We start from the raw sequence: 19,580 nt of genomic DNA, 5'->3' as shown, positions 1-19,580 counted from the left end.
TGTTTCAAACTCTATCAGTGTTTTTCCGTCTCTCTGACCACCCTCCCGCAGACATGCGGAAGGTGATCCCGAGTTCAGGATCTGACGAGTTTGGGTGCTGCTGAGCAAGGACGCTTTTGGTCGCGCCGCTCGGTCTCAAGCAGGAGTACGACTGTACACGGGGCCTCGAAGGGCATGCAAATCGATTAGGCTGGTGGTCTAGACCACTACCTGGTAGCTTCCATGCGGAACCGCCACTTCATATGACATACGCTGCTGCTCAGTGCCGTCCGGGACACCCAGTGACGGCCCGTAAGCAGCTCCACTTCTGGGAGGCTTCCCATGACCACCGTGACGTCCCCGCTCGCAGGACGTGCCATCGGACTGGCCGCCGTGCCGGATCCGGTCTTCGCCGGGGCCATGGTCGGCCCGGGCACAGCGATCGACCCCCTGCGTGAGCCTTCCGAGGTCGTGGCGCCCGTGGACGGCGTCATCGTCTCTCTGCACCCGCATGCGTTCGTCGTCGTGGACGAGAGCGGCCACGGCGTGCTCACCCACCTCGGTATCGACACCGTGCAGCTCAACGGTCAGGGCTTCGAGCTGCTCGTGAACAAGGGCGACACCGTCACCCGCGGGCAAGGCGTCGTCCGCTGGAACCCGGCCGAGGTCGAGGCCGCCGGCAAGTCCCCGGTGTGCCCCGTCGTGGCCCTGGAGGCGACGGCCGACGCCCTGTCCGGACTCCGCGAGGACGGCGACGTGAAGGCCGGCGAGAGCCTCTTCGCCTGGAACTGACTCCTTGGTGGCTACGGGTTCCTCTGTAGCTGATGTAGCTGATGTAGCTGACGACCACGACAACCACCGCGGCGGCGGGACCCGCCGCACTATCGGAGACGGGTGAGATGGAGACAACGCTGCGAGGCGTCGGCGTGAGCCACGGTGTGGCGATCGGCGAGGTTCGGCACATGGGAACGGCGGTGCTGGAGCCGCCTGCCAAGCAGATCCCCGCGGAAGAGGCGGAGCGGGAGCAGGGGCGCGCCCGTCAGGCAGTGGATGCCGTGGCGGCCGACCTGGTGGCCCGCGGCAATCTGGCGGGCGGCGAGGCCCAGGCGGTGCTCGAGGCGCAGGCCATGATGGCGCAGGACCCCGAGCTGATGTCCGACGTGGACCGCCGGATCGCCGTCGGCAGCACCGCCGAGCGCGCCGTGTACGACGCGTTCGCCGCGTACCGCGAGCTGCTGGCCGGAGCGGGCGAGTACCTCGCCGGCCGGGTCGCCGACCTGGACGATGTGCGGAATCGTATCGTCGCCCGGCTGCTGGGCGTTCCGATGCCGGGTGTCCCGGACAGTGACGAGCCGTACGTGCTGGTGGCCCGGGATCTCGCGCCTGCTGACACCGCCCTTCTCGACCCTGCTCTGGTGCTCGGTTTCGTGACCGAGGAGGGCGGGCCGACGAGCCACAGCGCGATCCTGGCGCGGGCCCTCGGTGTGCCGGCCGTGGTGGCGCTGCCGGGTGCCGGGGAGCTTGCCGAGGGCACCGTGGTCGCCGTCGACGGCAGCACCGGCGACATCTTCGTGAACCCCAGTGCGGAGAAGAAGGCGGCGCTGACGGCGGCGGCCGCCGAGCGGAAGGCGGCGCTGTCCGCCTCGACCGGCCCGGGCGCGACCGCGGACGGGCACAAGGTGCCGCTGCTCGCCAATGTGGGCGGTCCGGCGGACGTGCCGGCTGCCGTGGAGGCCGGTGCCGAGGGCGTCGGTCTGTTCCGTACCGAGTTCCTGTTCCTCGACGACAGCAAGAGCGCTCCTTCCGAGGAGAAGCAGGTCGAGGCCTACCGTCAGGTGCTCGAGGCCTTCCCCGAGGGCCGGGTCGTCGTGCGGGTGCTGGACGCGGGCGCGGACAAGCCGCTGGACTTCCTGACGCCGGCGGACGAGCCGAACCCGGCGCTGGGCGTGCGTGGTCTGCGCACCCTGCTCGACCACCCCGAAGTGCTGCGTACCCAGCTGACGGCGTTGGCGAAGGCCGCCGAAGGGCTGCCCGTCCACCTTGAGGTCATGGCACCGATGGTGGCGGACCGCGCCGACGCGAAGGCGTTCGCGGACGCCTGCCGGGAGGCGGGGCTGCGGGCCAAGTTCGGGGCGATGGTGGAGATCCCGTCGGCCGCGCTGCGGGCGCGCTCGGTCCTCCAGGAGGTCGAGTTCCTGTCGCTGGGCACCAACGACCTGGCTCAGTACACGTTCGCCGCCGACCGTCAGGTCGGTGCGGTGTCCCGGTTGCAGGATCCGTGGCAGCCCGCGCTGCTCGACCTGGTCGCGCTGTCGGCGGAGGCAGCGCGCGCCGAGGGCAAGAGCTGTGGCGTGTGCGGTGAGGCCGCGTCGGATCCGCTGCTGGCCTGTGTGCTGACGGGTCTGGGTGTCACCTCCCTCTCCATGGGCGCGGCGTCGATTCCTTATGTCCGGGCGATGCTGGCCAAGTACACGCTGGCTCAGTGCGAGCGGGCCGCGGCGGCGGCGCGTGCCACCGACAGCGCGGTCGAGGCCCGTGCGGCGGCTCAGGCGGTGCTGTCCGGCGAGTAGCCGGCACGGCTGTGACCGGCTGTCTTTCCGGGGGCGCTCCACCTGTGGGTGGGGCGCCCCCGGTGTTGTCAGTGGTGGTGGCCGGGGATGGTCCGCTGGTCGCCCAGGTCGGGCGGCGCGCAGTAGTCGACGTCCGATTCCGGTGAGATGAGGTCGCCCGATTCGACGTCGGTGCAGTACGCGTCGAACACCTCGCCGGCGGTGAGGGGACCGAGTTCGTTGCCCCGCAGCCGCCAGCCGTAGACGCGGTCGGGGGTGCCGGCGGCGCTGGTGCGCATGACGAGTCCGCCGGGACTGCTGGTGGCGAGGCCGAGGGCGAGGACGCTGGTGAATTCGAGGGCTTCGGCCTCGTCGAGGTGGGTGGTGCCGTCGCTGTTCCGGTCGGCGTGCAGGACGGTGACGAGGGTTTCGGGTGATCCGGAGACGCTGCACACGAGGTGCCGGATGCCTGCCGGGGCGGTGTCGAGGATGCGGGTCAGGAGGTGGGAGGCGCGGGTGAAGGCGGCGCGTCCGATGTCTTCACCACAAGTGGGGCAGGGTCCGAGGCGGGCGAGGAGGGTGCTGGCGTACTCCCAGGTGGCCTGTCGTACGGCCTCGTCGACGAGGGCGGGGACGAGATCGGTGAGGGGCCGGCCGTCGTAGGGGACGGTGGCGCCGGTGGCCGCGAGTTCGGCGGTGAAGCGCGTGCGGCTGGCCGGGTCGTCCGGGGGGAGGCCGGTGGTTGTGCAGAACTCGGCGTATTCCTCCGGGTCGAACAAGGCGAGTGTGGTGTGGGTGCCCTCGGCGGCGCGGGCCCTGAGGAGGGCTTCGATCTGGCGCAGGTAGGTGAGGTGGTCGTCGAAGGTGAAGGTGCGGTAACGCCGCATGGCGCGGAAGTCGTGTTCGTCGGTGAGCAGGCCGATGGTGCCGGCGATCTCGCGGCGCAGGACGCGTCGCATGGTCCGGTGGTCGGTGTGCGCCATGGTTCCCCCTGTGAGCGGTCGATCAATGCTCACTCACAGTAACCGGCGCCACTGACAACGGGGGATGCGGACATCAGGCGCGCTTGCGGGCGAGGTCCTCGAAGTGGATCAGCAGGTCGAGGTTGTCGATGGAGCCGGGGTTGACGGCCTTTTCCAGGGGCGCGCCCTGGAGGAGGCGCTTGACGGGTACCTCGATGCGCTTTCCGGTGAGGGTGTGCGGGACGCCGGGGACCTCGATGACCTCGTCCGGGACGTGACGGGGCGAGAGCTGTTCCCGGATGGCCTGCTTGATGCGGTTCAGCAGGGCCTCGTCGAGGACCGCGCCCGGTGCCAGGTGGACGAAGAGGGGCATCCAGTAGCCGCCGTCGGGCTGTTCGACGCCGATGACGAGGGACTCCTTGATCTCGGGGAGGCGCTCGACGACCTCGTAGATGTCGGCCGAGCCCATCCGTACGCCCTGGCGGTTGAGCGTGGAGTCGGAGCGGCCGTGGATGATCACCGTGTCGCGTGCGGTGACGGTGATCCAGTCGCCATGGCGCCAGACGCCGGGGTAGGTGTCGAAGTAGCTCTCGTGGTAGCGGCTGCCGTCGGGGTCGTTCCAGAAGCGGATCGGCATGGAGGGCATGGGGTTGGTGACGACCAGTTCGCCCACTTCGTCGATGACGGGGTGGCCGGCCGGGTCCCAGGCCTGGAGGTCGGTGCCGAGGCCGGGTGCCTGCAGTTCGCCGGTGTAGACCGGCAGGGTGGGCACGGCGCCGGCGAAACAGGAGCAGACGTCGGTGCCACCGCTGACGGAGGCGATCCAGAGGTCGTCGCGGACCGCGTCGTGCAGCCAGCGGAAGCCGTCGGGGGGCAGCGGCGAGCCGGTGGTGGCGACGCACTTCACCCGGGAGAGGTCGTAGTCCCGGGAGGGGTGCACCCCGGCCTTGCGGCAGGCCATCACGTACGCGGCGGAGGTGCCGTAGAGGGTGGCTCCGGTGCGTTCGGCGACGCGCCACTGGGCGCCGGTGTCGGGATAGCCGGGGCTGCCGTCGTACAGGACGATCGTGGTGCCGGTGAGGAGGCCGGAGACGAGGAAGTTCCACATCATCCAGCCGGTCGAGGTGTACCAGAAGAAGCGGTCCTCGGGGCCCAGGTCGCAGTGCAGTCCGAGTTGTTTGAGGTGTTCGACCAGGATGCCGCCCTGGGACTGGACGATGGCCTTGGGCAGGCCGGTGGTCCCCGAGGAGTAGAGCACCCAGAGCGGGTGGTCGAAGGGGACCTGTTCGAACTCGGGCTGGGCGTCGGCCGAGGTGAGCGCCGACCACTCCAGGGCGCCCTCGGGAGCCGGGGTGCCGAGCAGTGGGATGTGCACGACGGCGCGCAGGGTGGGCAGGTCGCGGCGGAGTTCGGCGACGGTCTCGCGCCGGTCGTGCTCCTTGCCGCCGTAGCGGTAGCCGTCGACGGTGAACAGGACGACGGGCTCGACCTGCTGGAAGCGGTCCAGGACGCTGCGGGCGCCGAAGTCGGGGGCGCAGGAGGTCCAGACGGCGCCCACGGCGGCGGTGGCGAGCAGGGCGACCACGGCCTGCGGGACGTTCGGGAGGTAGCCGCTGACGCTGTCGCCGGGGCGGACGCCGAGGGCGCGGAGTTCGGCGGCCAGGGAGCCCACCTGTCGGCGCAGCTCCGCCCAGGTGACCGGTCGGGGTTCGTGGGTCTCGTCGACGTACAGGAGGGCGGGTTCGTCCGCGCGGGTGGCGGCGGCCCGCAGGGCGTGCTCGGCGTAGTTCAGCCTCGCGCCGGGGAACCACTCGGCGCCGGGCATGGCGCGGTCGCCGAGCACGCGCGCGTAGGGCGTCGAGAACCGCACGTCGAAGTATTCCGTGACGGCTTTCCAGAAGGTGTCCAGGTGGTCGACGGACCAGCGGTGCAGGGCCGGGTAGCCGCCGTCGGCGGGGGCTTGGTGGTGTTCCGCCGCCCAGGACTGGAACCTGGTGATGCGTGCCTGGGCGATCCGCTGCGGATCGGGCTGCCAGAGCGGCTGGGGATTCGCGGTCGACATGGGAGGCTCCCGGGCTTCTGCGCTTTGTGTGCGTGGGACGCGCACGGGCTGGGGTGTGCGCGTGACGCGGCTGACAGGGACGATGCCATGTGATCGACTTCTACACCAGGGCGCGCTCCACATAGTCCGTGTCATGAAGATGTGGTCCCGGCACGGGTGAACGGCAGTTGAACGGCACACGCGTGTGGGGCGCTGAGTGGCAGGGTGAGCAGCATGGACGGTCGTGACCTGGTGCGTTCGGTGAGAGTGGTCGGTTCGAGCAAGGCGGCTCAGGGGTTGCGTACCGTGCGGGCCGCGTGGCGCAGAAAGCGGATCGATGCCGCCGGGCTGCCCGCGCGCGGGGCGGAGCGGGCCCGGGTGCCGGGGCCGGTGCAGGGCGCGGAGCCGGGGCCGGGCGGCGGTGTGATCCGGTTCAGCCGGTCCGAGCTGCGGATCACGGTCGCCGTGAACGGGGCCGTTTTCTGGGGCTGGGACGGGGCCGGTCCCGAGCCGTCGTACGCGCTTGCAGGGCGCTGTCCTGAGCCGGATCCGCGCGCGGTTCTCGAACCGGACACGAACGGCGGCTGGCGGGTCGTGGCGGAGCGGGTGACGGTCAGCGTCTCGCGGCACGGTGCGGTGGAGGTGTGCACGCCCGGTGGCGTGATGCTGCGGCGGGATCTGCCGCCGCGCTGGTGGGAGCCGGTGGGCGGGGGTGAGGCGCGCTGGGTGCAGCGGTCGGAGGTGGCCGCGGACGCGCGGTTCTTCGGTCTTGGCGGCCGTCCCTCGGGGCCGCGGCTGCGGGACGGCACGTACCGGTTGTGGAACACCGATCCCGGCCGTGCCTTCGGGCCCGGTGACGATCCGCTGTACATCACCATGCCGGTGCAGTTCGTGGTGGCGGACGCGGCGGCGCATCTGGTGTTCCACGACAGCTCCTGGGACGGGTCCGTGACACTCCGGGAGGGCGAGGAGGGCGCCGGTTCCGGGCACGACCGGGCCGGGCGCTGCGAGCTGCGGATGGACGGCGGTCCGCTGCGCTGCTGGGTGATGGTGGGCACCCCCGCGCGCGTGTTGCACACGTGGGCCTCGCTCACGGGCGCGCCCGCGCTGCCGCCGGCGTGGGCGCTGGGTCATCAGCACGCGCGGTGGGGCTTCGGCAGCGAGCAGGAGGTGCGGCGGATCGTCGCCGGTTACCAGGAGCGCGGTCTGCCACTGGACGCCGTCCACCTGGACATCGACCACTACGACGGCAACCAGGTGTTCACGGTCGACCACGAGCGCTTCCCGAAGCTGCCGACGCTGGCGGAGGAGCTGCGGCGGGACGGGATCCGGCTGGTGTCGATCGTCGACCCGGCGGTCAAGGCGGAACCGGGCAATGCCGTCTACGACAGCGGAACGGCGGTCGACGCCTTCGTCCGTGATCCGTCGGGGCGGACGGTGCAGGGGGTGGTGTGGTCCGGGGAGGCGGTCTTCCCCGACTTCACGGACGCGCGCGTGCGCGCGTGGTGGGGCGGGCTGTACGAGGAGCGGCTGGCGCAGGGCTTCGCCGGGTTCTGGCACGACATGAACGAGCCGACGTCCTTCAGCGCGTTCGGCGAGTCGACGCTGCCGCGTTCGGCGCGGCACGCCCTGGAGGGGCGCGGCGGCGACCACCGGGAGGCGCACAACGTCTACGCGCTCTGCATGGCGCGGGCGGCCTACCAGGGTCTGCGTCAACTCGCGCCCGGGGATCGTCCTTTCCTGTTCTCCCGCTCGGGCTGGGCCGGTGTGCAGCGTTATGGCGGCACCTGGTCCGGTGACGTCGCCACTGGCTGGCCGGGGCTGCGTGCCTCTCTGTCGCTGGTGCTGGGGCTGGGGCTGTGCGGGGTGCCGTACTCCGGGCCGGACGTGGGCGGATTCGACGGGAGCCCGTCGCCGGAGCTGTTTCTGCGCTGGTTCCAGCTGGGCGCGTACCTGCCGCTGTTCCGCACGCACGCGAGCATGCGGGCGGGGCGCCGGGAACCGTGGGAGTTCGGGGGCGAGGTGCTGGAGCACGCGCGCGTGGCGCTTCTCGACCGGCGGCGCCTGCTGCCGTACTTCATGACGCTGGCGCAGCTGGCCCGGCGGACCGGTGCACCGTACGTGCGGCCGGTGTGGTGGGGGGCGCCGGAGGACCGGGCGCTGCGCGACTGCGAGGACGCGTTCCTGCTGGGCGACGCCCTGCTGGTGGCTCCGGTGCTGGATCCGGGGGGCGACCGGCGTGCGGTGCAGCTGCCTCGCGGGCGCTGGTACGACACGGTGACCGAGCAGGCGTACGAGGGTCCCGGGCAGGTGCTCGTCGATGCCCCGCTGTCGCGGATCCCGGTGCTGGCGCGCGCGGGCGCCGTCCTGCCCGTGCGGGACGAGGACGGCGGGACGCGGCTGGAGGTGTGGGCGCCCGCCCGGGGGCGGACGGGAGGCGGGCTGTTCGTGCCGGACGCGGGCGACGGCTGGGAGGAGCCGGAGATCGAGCGGTACGTCGCCCGCTGGGAGGGCCGGCGTGTGGTGGTCGCACGCGAGGACGAGACGGGCGTGAGTGAGCCGTCCCGGCCCGTCCGGGTCCGGGGGCTGCAATGAGCCGCAGGGCTCAGTAGCGGCCCTCGAACCACGCGCGTACGGCCACGCTGTGCAGCGGGAAGGCGAGTTCCTCGGGGCGGCGCAGCAGGTGCCAGCCCTCCGTCTCGTCGGTCGCGCCCGACGGCGGGAGGCCTTCGGCCGGGCGTTCCGGGAGGAGGCCGAACAGCAGCAGGTGCCCGTCGGGTGAGCTGATGGCGTCGACGAGCCGTACGTCGCGGGCGGCCGCGTCGATGCCCGTCTCCTCCTTGAGTTCGCGGACGACGGCGTGCCGCCAGTCCTCACGGTCGTCGACGTAGCCCCCGGGCAGCGCGATGCCCCCGCGCGCGGGGGCCACCGTGCGGGTGATGACGACCAGGGCGGTGCCCTTCGTGTCGTAGACGGGCTGGAGGGCGATCGCCACCGGCAGCGGGTTGCGGTAGACGACGTGGCCGCAGGCCGGGCAGGTACGGGGCCAGCCGGAGATTCCCTCTCCGTAGGCCGCTCCGCAGCTCGAACAGTGCGAGTCCGGAGCGGAGTTGGCAATTGGGTGCTGATTTTCGGACACGCGCGGACTTTATCCGATCAGGAGAACGACGTCTCACGGTCAAGGGAACGTCTCCTTCCGGAAGTGAACGGACATCCGCCGGTCCGGAGCCGGGAGGGGGCGGCGCGGCGGGATCCGCCCGCGCGGCCTGCCCAATCCCGGCGGTCCGTGGCACACTTCTGACGTTCCGTCAGCTCTCGTGTCCTGGAGGAGCTTTGGCGCGCACACGCAAGCCGGCGGTCGACGGCTGGTTCACGGGTGAGGGGGACGGTTTCCGGCTTCTGGGAACCCGCTGTGCGGCCTGCGGCTCGGTCTTCTTCCCGCGCGAGGACGTCCACTGCCGCAACCCCGGCTGCGCGGGCGGCGACCTCGAGGAGGTCCCGCTCTCCCAGCGCGGACGGATCTGGTCGTACACCGACAGCAGGTACCGTCCCCCGTCACCCTATGTGAGCGACGCGGAACTTCCGTGGGAACCGTACGCGTTGATCGCTGTGGAGCTGGCGTCCGAGCGGATCGTGGTGCTGGGACAGGCGGTTCCCGGGATCACCGCCGCCGATCTGACGGTGGGCATGGAGGTCGAGGTCGTCCCCGGAGTCCTGGGCGAGGACGCGCAGACGACGTGGACGACCTGGCACTGGCGGCCGACGGGGGTGGCGGCATGACGGCGGACGTGGCGGTGCTCGGCGTGGGCATGCACCCCTGGGGCAAGTGGGGCCGGAACTTCGTCGAGTACGGGACGGCGGCCGCCCGCGCGGCGCTCGCGGACGCCGGACTCGAGTGGCGGGACATCGGCTCGGTCGTGGGCGCCGACACGGTCCGTGGCGGATACCCCGGCTATGTGGCGGGCGCGACCTTCGCGAAGGCGCTGGGCTGGCAGGGGGCGCGGGTCGCGAGCGTGTACGCGGCGTGCGCGTCCGGGGCGCAGGCGGTCGCCGCGGCGCGGGCACAGATCCTGGCGGGCCTCGCGGACGCGGTGCTCGTGGTGGGTGCGGACGCGGCACCCAAGGGCTTCTTCCGGCCCGCCGGAGGAGAGCGCCCCGACGATCCCGACTGGCTGCGCTTCCGGCTGCTGGGGGCGACGAATCCGACGTACTTCGGGCTGTACGCGCGCCGCCGGATGGCCCTGTTCGGGGACACCCCCGAGGACTTCGCCCTGGTCAAGGTGAAGAACGCGGCCCTCGGGGCGCTCAACCCGTACGCCCGCTACCGCAAGCGGGTCACCGCCGAGGAGGTCGCCGCCTCCCAGGTGGTCGCCGATCCGCTGCGGCTGCTGGACATCTGCGCCACCTCCGACGGCGGGGCCGCACTGGTCCTGTCCAGCCTGGAGTTCGCACGCCGGCACGGAGCGGCGCGGCCGGTGCGGATCCGCGCGGTCTCCACGGTCACGCCCCGGTACCCGAACACGGTGCTGGACCTCCCGGACATCGCCACGGACTCGGCGGCTGCCGTGGATCCACCGCCGGAGAGTTTCCGCGCCTCGATCGCGCGGGCCGCCTACGAAGAGGCCGGCATCTGCCCCGAGGACTTGTCGCTCGCCGAGGTGTACGACCTCTCCACCGCGCTGGAGTTGCAGTGGTACGAGGATCTGGGGCTGTGCGCCGAGGGTGAGGCGGCGAAGCTGCTGCGCGAGGGCGTGACGGCCCCGGGCGGCCGTATACCGGTCAACGCCAGCGGCGGGCTCGCCTCGTTCGGGGAGGCGGTGCCGGCCCAGGCGATCGCCCAGGTGTGCGAGCTGGCCTGGCAGTTGCGGGACGCGGCGGGCGACCGCCAGGTGGCACACGCGCGTGTGGGGATCACGGCCAATCAGGGGCTGTTCGGGCACGGCTCGTCCGTGATAGCGGTGCGCTGACGGGACGGGTGCCCACCAGAGGGTGCATACCCTGCGTGAGCATCCCGAAATGGTGCGTGAACGTCTCATGAACTGCCCATGGGCGTGCGCCGGTAACGTCATCATGCTCCCGTGCGCACCTGGACGGATGCTCTCCGTTTCGCCTTCCAGCCGGTGGTCAATCTGACGACCGGCGGGATCACCGCACTGGAGATCCTCGCCCGCCCCGAGACCGGGGACATCCTCGCCGAAGCCCGCCGGAACCCCGAACTCGACAGCAGACTTGCCGTGTTGGCCCTCCGCGCGGCGGCCCGCAAGGAGACACTGCTGCCGCTGCACCTCAACGTCTTCGCGGCCACCCTCGCCGACCTGGGCGGCATCGGACCGCTGCCCGAGGCCGTCCGCGAGGCCGGACGGATGCCCTGGGAAGTCACCCTGGACATCGTCCCGCCGTACACCCACGTACCGCAGCGGGCCCTGCTGGAGGCCGTGGCGGTGCTGCGCGGCCAGGGCTTCCGGATCAGCGCGGACGGCATCGGGGACGGGGACGTGCCGCTGCGGCTGCTCACCGACCTCTCCCCCGACCTGGTCAAGCTCGACGCCTCGCTGCTCGCCCGGCCGGCCGCGGTGCGTGCGATGCGGACCCTCTGCGAGGAACTCGGCGCCCTGGTCGCCGTCGAGGGCGTGGAGACCGAACTCCAGCACGCGACCGCGCTGTCCGCCGGGGCACAGCTGGCCCAGGGCGAGCTGTTCGCGCCCCCGGCCCGGATCCCGGTCGCGGAGGTATACGTTCCGCCGCCCTCCCCCGCCGTCGTACCGCCACCGCGCTCCGGGCCGTCCGTGCGCGAGTTCGTCCGGCCCGCCGCGCTCCTGCCGGTCACCGCGTCCGCGTTGCAGGTGCGGGCGCTGCTGACCGGCTCCCCGGACGTCTCCGGCGTGCTCCTGGTCGACCAGACCGGCGCCCCCGTCCGGTCGGTGCACCGCTCCCGGTTCCTGCTGTCGATGTCCGGCCGCTACGGGCACGCCCTGTACGCGGACCGCCCGGCCTTCAAGCTGGGCGACGCCCCGCGCACCGTCGGCGTCGACGCGACCGCCTGGGAGGTGCTGGACGTGGTGGCCGGCGGCGGACCGGACCGCACCTCGGACGATGTGACGGTCGTCGACCGCTTCGGTCGCTGCGTGGGCGTCGTGCGCCTCGCCGACCTGGTGCGGGCGCTCGCCGAGACCCGGGTAGAGGAGGCGGCCGGGCTCAATCCGCTGACCAGGCTGCCCGGTTCGGACGCCATCACGGGCGAGGTGGACCGGTGGCTCGCACACGGCCGCGCCTTCGCGCTGAGCTGGCTGGACATCGACCACTTCAAGCAGGTGAACGACGGTGCCGGGTTCGCCGCGGGCGACGAGCTGATCCGTTCGGTGGGGTGGGCGCTGCAGGAGGCCGCCGTCGGGCACGCGCGCGTGGGGCACATCGGCGGGGACGACTTCCTGGTGCTCGCCGACGAGGCGGGGCTGGACCAGGTCGCCGCCCTGCTCGACGCGCCCTGGTCCGCGGGCGGGCGTCCCGTCACGCTGTCCCTGGCCACCGTCGTGTGCGGTCCGGGCAGCGTGGCCGACCACCGGCAGGCGGCCGCCTGTCTGGCACCGCTCAAGAAGGCCGCCAAGGCGCTGCACGGGGCGAGCTGGGTGCTGGGGCGGGCGGGACTGCCCGGACACGAGATCCGGCGCGGCTCGGACGCGTACCCGGCCCAGGCCGGATACGCCTCGGTGGAGCCGTGACAGCTGCCCTGCGACGAGTTGCCTGTCATCGTTGACGTCGACGACCTTGACGCCCCCTGAGTGCCGGTGAAAACTTCCGGTGTCGGTCGACATCGCCGTACATTCTCGGCGTATTCAGGCACTGCGCCATGGCCCGCTCCTGTCTCCAGGCTCTTTCCCCCATGGGCGATTCGGCCGCTACGGCACGCTCGTCACAGACGCCGGGCGGGGCGCGGGACCTTCCCTGCCTTCGGCTGACGTCGCCAAGGGAACCGTTCCTGCTCAATGCGCCGGGGTCCGTCCCCCGGCCAGCGCCCTAGGAGCCGCCATGAGCAACGGAGACATCTTCGTCGGCGAAGTCATCGGCACGGCCATCCTGATCCTGTTCGGCGCCGGTGTCTGCGCCGCGGTCACCCTCAGACACTCCAAGGCCCGGGCCGCGGGGTGGGTGGTGATCGCGTTCGGCTGGGGGTTCGGCGTCCTCGCCGGCGCCTACACCGCCGCTCCCCTCTCCGGCGGGCAGCTGAACCCCGCGGTCACCATCGGCATCGCCGTCGACACCGGGGCGTGGGGCAAGGTCTGGGTGTACCTGCTCGGGCAGTTCGTCGGGGCGGTGCTCGGGGCCGTGCTGACCTACCTGGTCTACCTGGCCCAGTTCCAGGCCAACGTGCGCGACGAGGAGTCGGGAGAGGAGCCGACGCCGACGCTCGGCATCTTCTCCACCATCCCGGAGATCCGGAACCCGGTCGCCAACCTGATCACCGAGATCATCGCCACGATCGCGCTGGTCCTGCCGATCCTCGCCTTCGGACTGACCAAGGGACTCGGCGAGTCCGGCACCACCGTGCTCATCGTCTCGCTGCTCGTCGTCGGCATCGGGCTGTCGCTCGGCGGCCCCACCGGCTACGCCATCAACCCGACGCGCGACCTCGGCCCGCGGATCGTGCACGCCTTCCTGCCGATTCCCAACAAGGGCACGTCGGACTGGGGTTACGCCTGGATCCCGGTCGCCGGCCCCCTGATCGGCGGGGCGCTCGCGGGCCTCATCTACAACGTGGCCTTCTGACTCGACGCGGACCTCCCACCAACGCAGCCTTCCGACCCAGCGACCAAGGGGTAGCCATGCCGGACACCGCCGAGAAGTACGTCGCCGCAATCGACCAGGGCACCACGTCGAGCCGCTGCATCATCTTCGACCACTCCGGCGCGATCGTCGCCGTCGACCAGCGCGAGCACCGCCAGATCTTCCCCAAGCCCGGCTGGGTGGAGCACGACGCCACCGAGATCTGGTCCAAGGTGCAGGCCGTGGTGGCCGGGGCGCTCGCCAACGCGGGACTGCGCCCCGACCAGTTGAGCGCGCTGGGCATCACCAACCAGCGCGAGACGACCGTGCTGTGGGACCGCGCCACCGGCAAGCCCGTGCACAACGCGATCGTCTGGCAGGACACCCGCACCGCGGCCCTGTGTCACGAACTCGGCGGCAGCGACGGGCAGGACCGCTTCCGCGAGCAGACCGGGCTGCCGCTGGCCAGCTACTTCTCCGGGCCCAAGGCGGCCTGGCTGCTGGACAACGTGCCCGGGCTGCGGGACCGGGCCGAGCGCGGCGAGATCGCCTTCGGCACCATCGACTCCTGGCTCATCTGGAACCTCACCGGCGGCACCGACGGCGGCCGGCACGTCACCGACGTCACCAACGCCGGGCGCACCATGCTGATGAACCTGGAGACCCTCCAGTGGGACCCGGCCATCCTCGCCGCGATGAACGTGCCCGAGGCTGTGCTGCCCGAGATCAGGTCGTCCGCCGAGGTGTACGGCACCGCGGTCGGCCAGCTCGCCGGGGTGCCGGTGGCGTCCGCGCTGGGCGACCAGCAGGCGGCGGTCTTCGGGCAGGCCTGCTACGACGTCGGCACGGCGAAGAACACCTACGGGACGGGCAGCTTCCTGCTGCTCAACACCGGCAACCGGCCGGTGCCGTCCAAGAGCGGGCTGCTGACGACGATGGGGTACCGGATCGGGACCGAGGCGCCGGTCTACTGCCTGGAGGGTTCGATCGCGATCACGGGCGCGCTCGTCCAGTGGTTCCGCGACCAGCTCGGCATCATCCGCACCGCAGACGAGATCGAGACGCTGGCGGCGAGCGTCGACGACAACGGCGGCGCCTACATCGTGCCGGCCTTCTCCGGCCTGTTCGCGCCCTACTGGCGCTCCGACGCGCGCGGGGTCGTCACCGGGCTGACCCGGTACGTCACCAAGGCGCACCTCGCCCGCGCGGTCCTGGAGGCGACGAGCTGGCAGACCCGGGAGGTCGTGGACGCGATGTACCAGGACTCCGGGGTGCCGATCACCACCCTGAAGGTGGACGGCGGCATGACCGGGAACAACCTCCTGATGCAGCACCAGGCCGACGTCCTCGGCGTACCGGTGATCCGGCCCCGGGTCGCCGAGACGACCTGCCTGGGCGCCGCCTACGCGGCCGGCCTGGCCACCGGCGTGTGGAACGACCTGGACGAGCTCAGGTCCCACTGGCAGAAGGACGCGGAGTGGACGCCCGCCATGGCGGCGTCGGTGCGCGACCGCGAGTACGCGAACTGGCGCAAGGCGGTGGAGAAGAGCTTCGGCTGGCTGGAGGACGGCGAGTGACCCACCCCTGACCACGGCCCGTACCCCGGTCGGCGGGGGTACGGGCCGTGCCGCCGCCGCTCACGTGGTGACGGCCTGCCGGTGGGCCGCCGCGTACGCCATCGCGTGCCGGACCACGCCGATGAGCACCTCCTTGACCGACTCGCGGTCCCGGGCGTCGCAGAACACGACCGGTACGTCCGCGTCGAGGTCGAGGGCCTTGCGCACGGACTCCACCGGGTAGCGGACCGCGTCCTCGAAACAGTTGACGCCCACGAGGAAGGGGATGGAACGCCGCTCGAAGTAGTCGACGGCGGCGAAGCAGTCCTCCAGCCGACGCGTGTCGGCGAGCACCACGGCTCCCAGCGCGCCCTCGGCCAGCTCGTCCCACATGAACCAGAACCGCTCCTGCCCGGGCGTGCCGAACAGGTACAGCACCAGGTCCTCGCGCAGGGTGATGCGGCCGAAGTCCATGGCGACGGTGGTGGTGTGCTTGCCCTCCACGCCGGAGGTGTCGTCGACCGGTCGCCCGGCCTCGGTGAGCAACTCCTCGGTGCGCAGCGGCCGGATCTCGCTGACCGCGCCGACCAGGGTCGTCTTGCCCACGCCGAAGCCGCCGGCCACGAGGATCTTGAGCGTGACGGGCTCGACCGGGGGCTTGCCGCGCTCAGATCGCCCGAAGATCATCGTTTTCTTCTCCTGCTTGCTGGTGTCGTTGGGGGGTTCGGGTGCCGGGTGCCGGGCGTCCGTATCCGCCGCCCCCCGGGGTTTCGACGACGAGTACGTCGTCGGGGCCGACGTCCGCGGCGTCGCTGCCGCCGAGTTCGGTGACCGTGCCGTCGGCCCGCTCCACCCGGTTGGCGCCGAGCGCCCCGGGTTCGCCCCCGGCCATGCCGTACGGCGGCACACGGCGGTGCTGGGAGAGGGTGGAGACGGTCATGGGTTCGAGGAAGCGGACGCGGCGGACCGCGCCGTCCCCGCCGTGCCAGCGGCCCGCGCCGCCACTGCCCGTCCGTACGGCGAACTCGTCGAGGCGGACGGGCAGCCGCCACTCCAGGACTTCCGGGTCGGTGAGCCGGGAGTTGGTCATGTGGGTCTGGACGACACTCGCACCGGAGAAGCCGTCGCCGGCTCCGGATCCGGAGGCGACGGTCTCGTAGTACTGGTGGCGTTCGTTGCCGAAGGTGACGTTGTTCATGGTCCCGGAGCCCTCGGCCTGGACGCCGAGCGCCGCGTAGAGGGCACCGGTGATGGCCTGCGAGGTCTCGACGTTGCCCGCGACCACGGCGGCCGGCGGCTCGGGGGCCAGCATCGAACCGGGCGGCACAACGATGTCGAGCGGGCGCAGGCAGCCGTCGTTGAGCGGGATGTCGTCGGCGACGAGGGTGCGGAAGACGTACAGCACGGCCGCGTTGACGACGGCGAACGGGGCGTTGAAGTTGGTGGCGAGCTGGGCGGAGGTGCCGCTGAAGTCGATGGTGGCGCGCCGGTTGCCGCGGTCCACGCGCACGCGGACCCGGATGACCGCGCCGGAGTCGGTCTCGTAGGCGTACGCACCGTCGTCGAGGGCGTCGATGACCCGGCGGACCGCTTCCTCGGCGTTGTCCTGGACGTGCCGCATGTAGGCCTGGACGACGTCCAGGCCGAACTCCTCGATCATGCTGCCGACTTCGTCGACGCCCTTGTGGTTGGCGGCGATCTGGGCGCGCAGGTCGGCGAGGTTGGTCGGGATGTTGCGGGAGGGGTAGCGGGCCTCGGCCAGCAGCCGGTGCGTCTCGGCCTCCCGGAAGCGGCCGTTCTCGGCGAGCAGCCAGTTGTCGAAGAGGACGCCCTCCTCGTCGATGGTGCGGCTGTTCGCCGGCATCGAGCCCGGCGCGATGCCACCGATCTCGGCGTGGTGGCCGCGGGAGGCGACGTAGAAGAGGATCCGGTCACCCTCCGTGGCGAAGACCGGTGTGATCACGGTGACGTCGGGCAGGTGCGTGCCACCGTGATAGGGATCGTTGACGGCGTAGGTGTCGCCGGGGCGCATCGAGGTGCCGCGGCGGCGGATGACCTCCTTGACGCTGGTGCCCATGGAGCCCAGGTGGACGGGGATGTGCGGGGCGTTGGCCACCAGGTTCCCGTCCGGATCGAACAGGGCGCAGGAGAAGTCGAGACGTTCCTTGATGTTGACGGACTGGGCCGTCGACTCCAGCCGGGCGCCCATCTGCTCGGCGATCGACATGAAGAGGTTGTTGAAGACCTCGAGCAGGACCGGGTCGGCTTCCGTGTCGAGATCGGAACTCTGCGTGACCGTCGCGCGTTCCATGACCAGATGCCCGTCGTCGGTCGTCGCGGCCCGCCAGCCGTCGTCGACGACGGTCGTGGCACTGGCCTCGGTGATGATCGCCGGGCCGGTGACGGATGCGCCGGGGGGCAGGTCCTCGCGGCGGTGCAGGGGTACGTCCCGCCAGGCGCCGCCGGTGTGGAGACGGACTGTCTGCGGGGCGGCGGGGGTGCCTTCGTAAGGGGCGAGGGCGGAGAGATCGGGGGGTCGGGTGATGCCGGTGGCTTCCACGGAGAGCGCTTCGACGACGACCGGGCGGTCGAGCGTGAAGGAGTACGTGGCGCGATGACGTTCTTCGAAGGCGTGTTTCATCGCGTCGGGCTCCGTGAGCTCGACGGTGAGGGTGGTGTCGGTGCCGTCGTAGCGGAGCTGAGCGCGGCGGGTGACTTCGATGCGGTCCTCGGGTACGTCCTCGGCGAGGAGTTCGCCGCGGGCCGCGGCCTCCAGGTCGTCGGCGGTCTTGCGGATGCCGGCCATGGCGGCGGGCTCCAGGGGCGCCTCGACGGACTGTTCGCGCATGGCGGTCGTGTCGGCGAGCCCGATGCCGAGCGCGGACAGGACCCCCGCCATGGGCGGCACCAGGACGGTGCGGATGCCGAGCGAGTCGGCGACCATGCACGCGTGCTGCCCGCCGGCCCCGCCGAAGGTGGTGAGGGTGTAGCGGGTGACGTCGTGGCCCTTCTGGACGGAGATCCGCTTCACGGCGCCCGCGATGTTGGCGACGGCGATGCTCAGGTAGCCCTCGGCGACCTGTTCGGGGGTGCGGTCGTCGCCGGTCTGCTCGTGGATCTTTCGGGCGAGCCCGGTGAAGCGGTCGAGGACGAGGCCGGCGTCCAGCGGCTGGTCCCCGTCCGGCCCGAAGACCTGGGGGAAGTGGGCCGGCTGGATCCGGCCGAGCATGACGTTGGCGTCGGTGACGGCCAGCGGGCCGCCGCCCCGGTAGCAGGCCGGGCCCGGGTCGGCGCCGGCCGAGTCCGGGCCGACGCGGTAGCGGGAGCCGTCGAAGTGGAGTACCGAGCCGCCGCCCGCGGCGACGGTGTGGATGTCCAGCATGGGGGCGCGCAGCCGGATGCCCGCGATCTGTGTGGTGAAGACCCGTTCGTAGCCGCCCGCGAAGTGGGAGACGTCGGTGGAGGTGCCGCCCATGTCGAAGCCGATCACCCGGTCGAAGCCGGCGAGCTGCGACATCCGGGCCATGCCGACGATCCCGCCGGCCGGTCCGGAGAGGACGGCGTCCTTGCCGCGGAACTGCCCGGCCTCGGCGAGCCCGCCGTTGGACTGCATGAACATCAGCCGCACGCCTTCCAGCTCGTCGGCGACCTGGCGGACGTAGCGGCGCAGCACGGGCGACAGGTAGGCGTCGACGACGGCGGTGTCGCCGCGCGGGACGAGCTTCATCAGCGGGCTGACCTCGCTGGACAGCGAGATCTGCGGGAAGCCGGTCGAGGCGGCCAGCTCACCGATCGCCCGCTCGTGGGCGGGGTGGAGGTGGCTGTGCATGCAGACGACGGCGACCGCGCGGATCCCGTCGTCGTAGGCCTCCCGGAGCGGGCCCGCCAGGGCGTCCAGGTCAGGTGCGCGCAGCACGGTGCCGTCGGCGGCGATCCGCTCGTCGGCCTCGACGACGCGTTCGTACAGCAGCTCGGGCAGGTCGATGCGGCGGGCGAAGATGCGGGGGCGGTTCTGGTACGCGATGCGCAGGGCGTCGCGGAAGCCGCGGGTGATGACGAGGAGGGTGCGCTCGCCCTTGCGTTCGAGAAGCGCGTTGGTTGCGACCGTGGTGCCCATCCGGACGGCGTCGACGGGGGCGCCGGAGCCGTCGAGGAGTTCGTGTACGGCGGCGACGGCCGCGTCGGCGTACCGGGCGGGGTTGTCGGAGAGCAGCTTGTGGGTGAGCAGCCGGCCGTCCGGGCGCCGTGCGACGACGTCGGTGAACGTACCGCCACGGTCGACCCAGAACTGCCAGCCTGTCACGTCACTACTCCGCTTCCGCGCCGGTCACAGCGCCCGGAGGCCGTTGATCACGTCGCGCAGAATACTCTCGTCCACCAGCTCGGCCGGGGGTACCGGCCGGTTGACATGGACGAGTTCCCCGTCGACGAGGTCGCCGATGAGGACCCGGACCACGCCGATGGGGAGGTCGAGTTCCGAGGCCAGCTCGGCGACCGACTGCGGGGCGTCACGGCAGAGCTCGACGATGTCCACGTGCTCCGGGGACAGCGTCCGGTCGTCGTCCGGGTCGTCCACGTGCGGCTCGGTGACGACCACCGCGATCAGGTCGAGCCGGTGCTGGCCCGCACTGGTGGTGCGGCCGCGTGTCATGGCGTAGGGACGGACGACCGGTCCGGCCTCGTCGTCGAACCAGTGGCTTCTTCCCTGACCGTCTCCGCTCATGTCATCCCA

14 protein-coding genes are annotated in these 19,580 nt (G+C 71.7%); 8 read left to right on the top strand and 6 right to left on the bottom strand.

Going from position 1 to position 19,580, the window contains the following annotated elements; translation table 11 throughout:
• Positions 1 to 321: 321 nt before the first annotated feature.
• Together JF597_RS12980 and ptsP are read left to right on the top strand one after the other, a co-directional pair.
• Positions 322 to 771, top strand: a complete 450-nt coding sequence (locus tag JF597_RS12980; protein ID WP_293993361.1) for a PTS glucose transporter subunit IIA — start codon at positions 322 to 324, stop codon at positions 769 to 771.
• A 107-nt stretch (positions 772 to 878) separates the two neighbouring features.
• Positions 879 to 2,549 carry a phosphoenolpyruvate--protein phosphotransferase gene (gene ptsP / locus JF597_RS12975; RefSeq protein ID WP_293993360.1) on the top strand — a complete coding sequence of 557 codons (1,671 nt, stop codon included), beginning with the start codon at positions 879 to 881 and terminating at the stop codon, positions 2,547 to 2,549.
• 68 nt (positions 2,550 to 2,617) lie between these two features.
• Here ptsP and JF597_RS12970 read toward each other — a convergent pair whose 3' ends face one another.
• Together JF597_RS12970 and JF597_RS12965 are read right to left on the bottom strand one after the other, a co-directional pair.
• On the bottom strand, positions 2,618 to 3,511 hold the full coding sequence (locus JF597_RS12970; protein WP_293993359.1) for a hypothetical protein: 894 nt from the start codon (positions 3,509 to 3,511) through the stop codon (positions 2,618 to 2,620).
• Positions 3,512 to 3,584: 73 nt separating this feature from the next.
• A complete protein-coding gene (locus tag JF597_RS12965; RefSeq protein ID WP_293993358.1) occupies positions 3,585 to 5,552 on the bottom strand; it encodes an acetoacetate--CoA ligase in 1,968 nt (655 codons plus the stop codon).
• 213 nt (positions 5,553 to 5,765) lie between these two features.
• Here JF597_RS12965 and JF597_RS12960 point away from each other — a divergent pair, with 213 nt between their 5' ends.
• Positions 5,766 to 8,126: a TIM-barrel domain-containing protein gene (locus tag JF597_RS12960; RefSeq protein WP_293993357.1), complete on the top strand. Its 2,361-nt coding sequence runs from the start codon at positions 5,766 to 5,768 to the stop codon at positions 8,124 to 8,126.
• Positions 8,127 to 8,136: 10 nt separating this feature from the next.
• Here JF597_RS12960 and JF597_RS12955 read toward each other — a convergent pair whose 3' ends face one another.
• Positions 8,137 to 8,670: an NUDIX domain-containing protein gene (locus JF597_RS12955; protein WP_293993356.1), complete on the bottom strand. Its 534-nt coding sequence runs from the start codon at positions 8,668 to 8,670 to the stop codon at positions 8,137 to 8,139.
• Positions 8,671 to 8,864: 194 nt separating this feature from the next.
• Between JF597_RS12955 and JF597_RS12950 the strand changes: the two genes are divergently transcribed.
• The 5 genes from JF597_RS12950 to glpK all read left to right on the top strand — a co-directional run bounded on the left by JF597_RS12950 (position 8,865) and on the right by glpK (position 14,869).
• A complete protein-coding gene (locus JF597_RS12950) occupies positions 8,865 to 9,311 on the top strand; it encodes a zinc ribbon domain-containing protein (RefSeq protein ID WP_293993355.1) in 447 nt (148 codons plus the stop codon).
• Entirely contained in the window at positions 9,308 to 10,498 is a 1,191-nt protein-coding gene (locus tag JF597_RS12945) for a lipid-transfer protein (RefSeq protein ID WP_293993366.1), read from the top strand. The genes JF597_RS12950 and JF597_RS12945 overlap by 4 nt, the downstream gene beginning before the upstream one ends.
• 111 nt (positions 10,499 to 10,609) lie before the next feature.
• Positions 10,610 to 12,250, top strand: coding sequence for a GGDEF domain-containing protein (locus JF597_RS12940; RefSeq protein ID WP_293993354.1), 1,641 nt, complete (start codon positions 10,610 to 10,612; stop codon positions 12,248 to 12,250).
• 307 nt (positions 12,251 to 12,557) lie between these two features.
• The gene (locus tag JF597_RS12935) at positions 12,558 to 13,295 is read left to right on the top strand and encodes an MIP/aquaporin family protein (RefSeq protein ID WP_293993353.1); all 738 of its coding nucleotides are present in this window, start codon (positions 12,558 to 12,560) and stop codon (positions 13,293 to 13,295) included.
• Positions 13,296 to 13,351: 56 nt separating this feature from the next.
• Complete coding sequence (glpK, locus tag JF597_RS12930; protein WP_293993352.1) at positions 13,352 to 14,869, top strand: glycerol kinase GlpK; 1,518 nt, start codon at positions 13,352 to 13,354, stop codon at positions 14,867 to 14,869.
• A 60-nt stretch (positions 14,870 to 14,929) separates the two neighbouring features.
• On the opposite strand, the gene JF597_RS12925 is transcribed toward glpK, so the two are convergent.
• From JF597_RS12925 to JF597_RS12915, 3 genes are read right to left on the bottom strand one after another with little or no spacing between them, the layout of a single operon-like run.
• Complete coding sequence (locus tag JF597_RS12925) at positions 14,930 to 15,535, bottom strand: ATP/GTP-binding protein (RefSeq protein WP_293993350.1); 606 nt, start codon at positions 15,533 to 15,535, stop codon at positions 14,930 to 14,932.
• Positions 15,516 to 19,151, bottom strand: a complete 3,636-nt coding sequence (locus tag JF597_RS12920; RefSeq protein ID WP_293993349.1) for a hydantoinase B/oxoprolinase family protein — start codon at positions 19,149 to 19,151, stop codon at positions 15,516 to 15,518. Before JF597_RS12920 ends, JF597_RS12925 begins: the two co-directional genes overlap by 20 nt.
• Before the next feature lie 24 nt (positions 19,152 to 19,175).
• Positions 19,176 to 19,571, bottom strand: a complete 396-nt coding sequence (locus JF597_RS12915; RefSeq protein ID WP_293993348.1) for a DUF742 domain-containing protein — start codon at positions 19,569 to 19,571, stop codon at positions 19,176 to 19,178.
• Between the last annotated feature and the right edge of the window lie 9 nt (positions 19,572 to 19,580).

The sequence above is a fragment of the Streptomyces sp. genome (assembly GCF_019510245.1).
Taxonomy (GTDB): domain Bacteria; phylum Actinomycetota; class Actinomycetes; order Streptomycetales; family Streptomycetaceae; genus Streptomyces.
The sequence above is the reverse complement of the archived record's forward strand: the minus strand, read 5'-3'. Positions and strand labels throughout refer to the sequence as shown.

What these genes read in the sequence shown, in the direction of transcription:
- JF597_RS12915 (WP_293993348.1), bottom strand. Translation starts at nt 19,571, where the DNA reads ATGAGCGGAGACGGTCAGGGAAGAAGCCACTGGTTCGACGACGAGGCC.
- glpK (WP_293993352.1), top strand. Translation starts at nt 13,352, where the DNA reads ATGCCGGACACCGCCGAGAAGTACGTCGCCGCAATCGACCAGGGCACC.
- JF597_RS12935 (WP_293993353.1), top strand. Translation starts at nt 12,558, where the DNA reads ATGAGCAACGGAGACATCTTCGTCGGCGAAGTCATCGGCACGGCCATC.
- JF597_RS12970 (WP_293993359.1), bottom strand. Translation starts at nt 3,511, where the DNA reads ATGGCGCACACCGACCACCGGACCATGCGACGCGTCCTGCGCCGCGAG.
- JF597_RS12945 (WP_293993366.1), top strand. Translation starts at nt 9,308, where the DNA reads ATGACGGCGGACGTGGCGGTGCTCGGCGTGGGCATGCACCCCTGGGGC.
- JF597_RS12960 (WP_293993357.1), top strand. Translation starts at nt 5,766, where the DNA reads ATGGACGGTCGTGACCTGGTGCGTTCGGTGAGAGTGGTCGGTTCGAGC.
- JF597_RS12965 (WP_293993358.1), bottom strand. Translation starts at nt 5,552, where the DNA reads ATGTCGACCGCGAATCCCCAGCCGCTCTGGCAGCCCGATCCGCAGCGG.
- JF597_RS12925 (WP_293993350.1), bottom strand. Translation starts at nt 15,535, where the DNA reads ATGATCTTCGGGCGATCTGAGCGCGGCAAGCCCCCGGTCGAGCCCGTC.
- ptsP (WP_293993360.1), top strand. Translation starts at nt 879, where the DNA reads ATGGAGACAACGCTGCGAGGCGTCGGCGTGAGCCACGGTGTGGCGATC.
- JF597_RS12980 (WP_293993361.1), top strand. Translation starts at nt 322, where the DNA reads ATGACCACCGTGACGTCCCCGCTCGCAGGACGTGCCATCGGACTGGCC.